Source organism: Polynucleobacter sp. 35-46-11 (assembly GCF_002281105.1).
Map to the genome: position 1 here is coordinate 1 of NZ_NCFJ01000491.1, position 1,864 is coordinate 1,864.

4 protein-coding genes are annotated in these 1,864 nt (G+C 44.6%); all 4 read left to right on the top strand.

The features are described from left to right. Positions 1 to 99: 99 nt before the first annotated feature. Genes B7Y67_RS16745 through B7Y67_RS16760 form a run of 4 tightly spaced genes read left to right on the top strand, consistent with a single transcriptional unit; the run spans position 100 to position 1,860 of the window. Entirely contained in the window at positions 100 to 402 is a 303-nt protein-coding gene (locus B7Y67_RS16745) for a YeeE/YedE thiosulfate transporter family protein (protein WP_293599599.1), read from the top strand. A gap of 1 nt (position 403) precedes the next feature. Further along, positions 404 to 973, top strand: coding sequence for a YeeE/YedE thiosulfate transporter family protein (locus B7Y67_RS16750; RefSeq protein ID WP_215300823.1), 570 nt, complete (start codon positions 404 to 406; stop codon positions 971 to 973). Between the two features lie 20 nt (positions 974 to 993). Next, positions 994 to 1,227 (top strand): hypothetical protein, encoded by a 234-nt coding sequence (locus B7Y67_RS16755; RefSeq protein ID WP_293599600.1) that lies wholly within the window; start codon positions 994 to 996, stop codon positions 1,225 to 1,227. Between the two features lie 9 nt (positions 1,228 to 1,236). Beyond that, positions 1,237 to 1,860, top strand: coding sequence for a hypothetical protein (locus tag B7Y67_RS16760; RefSeq protein WP_293599601.1), 624 nt, complete (start codon positions 1,237 to 1,239; stop codon positions 1,858 to 1,860). Positions 1,861 to 1,864 lie beyond the last annotated feature (4 nt).

Genomic DNA, 1,864 nt, shown 5'->3' on the forward strand with positions numbered 1-1,864 from the left:
CAGATCAAAAGGATCAAGATAGTCTGCCTTCTTATGAAGTGCTCGATGCAATCGTAGAGCGCTACATGGAGCAAAACCAATCATGAAGAGGGCAAGCCCTTGGATGCATGGATCACATGGCAGGTGATTGGCGTTGCTCTAGGCGCTCTCATTTCAGCATTTTTTGCTGGAAGAATTGCAATTAAGCTTGATGGTGGGAAATTCTTAGGGGGCTCCAAGCGACCCTTAACCGCATTATTTGGTGGAATCTTAGCTGGCTTTGGTGCTCGCATTGCTGCGGGTTGTACCAGTGGTCTCGGTTTATCTGGCGCGGCTGTTCTGAGTTTGGCTGGATTTACATTTTTAGGTACATTCTTCGCGGTTGGATTGCTTGCCAGCCGCCTAATGAAAGAGGAGAAATAAGATGGGAACAATTCTTTCGGGTTTATTGATTGGTGGTGCCTTCGGCTTTGTGCTTGAGCGGGCTGGTTTTGGTAATCCCAATAAATTAACGGGTCAATTTCGCTTAACAGATTGGTCCGTATTTAAAGTGATGTTTACTGCAATCGTGTTTGCTGCAGTCGGACTCTTCATTCTAGAAAGGACTGGATTTGTAGAGAGCGGAAGCCTTTTTGTTCCACCATCATTCTTAGGTGCGGCAGCTTTAGGCGGTGCATTTGTCGGTGCCGGTTTCGCTATTGGCGGCTATTGCCCTGGAACATCAGTAGTTGGTCTGATGTCAGGTCGGATTGATGCAGGAATCTTTCTAATTGGTTTGTTGCTGGGAACAATCCTATTTGCAGGCATCTATCCAAGCATTGAATCTCTTACGACTTTAGGTGAACTTGCAAATGCAGATTCATTGCCAGAACTATTTAACGTTTCAAGCATTGCCATAGACCTCATCATGGTGCTTGCTGCAATTGGTGTATTTATTTTGGGCGCATGGATGGAGAAGAAATCCACAGGCCCTGTTAGTTCTCAAGAAATCTAATACTTCAAAAGGAAAAAACAATGTCTAAAAAATCAACAGTAGCTGCGCTTGCTTTAGCTTTGGCTGGATTGGCAGCGGCCCCTATGACTAATGCAGCAGATGCTCCAGCAACTCCAGCTGGTGCCGAACAAAAGAACCCATGTGGACCTAAAAAGGAGTCAGGGAATCCGTGTGGCCCGGCTAAGAAAAAAGCAGCCAACCCTTGTGGCCCATCAAATCCTTGTGGTCCAAAAAAACGTAAATCTGCTGATTAATCTTAAATCGTGCTAATTCAATCTACTCTCTGTTTGGCTGCTCAAGAAATTGCTAGCATCCAAACGCGCTACGCAAAAAAGGGCTTGACCCTAAGCGAAGCAGCACTGTGTGGCGCACGAGAGTTTATTGAGTGGAGTCACTATCCCAAAAATGATCTCTCAGATCCCGAGAGTGGCTATGAGTTTTACTACCATGCACATACAGCCGATGAGATGCAAGATGGTGAGCATGGTCACTTCCATTTATTCAAGCGCAATGAAGCGGAATTCCATCACCTCATTGGTATCGCATTAAATCAGCAAGGCTTGCCAGTTCGTTTGTTTACTACAAATCAGTGGGTTACGGGGGAGAAGTTAATCTCTGCGGATTTGGTGATTGATGAATTGCGCAACTTTGATATGGCAACTAAGGGTCGCTTGGGTCCAGTATCCCGCTGGGTTAGTGCGCTTACTAAACTATTTTTTACCGACATGAAGGTATTAATAGTTGAACGGGATCGCAAAATTACTCAGCTAGAAATTGACTGTGGTGACCTGTTGTCCGCTCTCAATTCAAGGAAGTACCACGTATTAACTGAAAGCAAGATTGATTTATTAGATCGACTTTCACAATATTTATTACCTGTAAATTAATCAA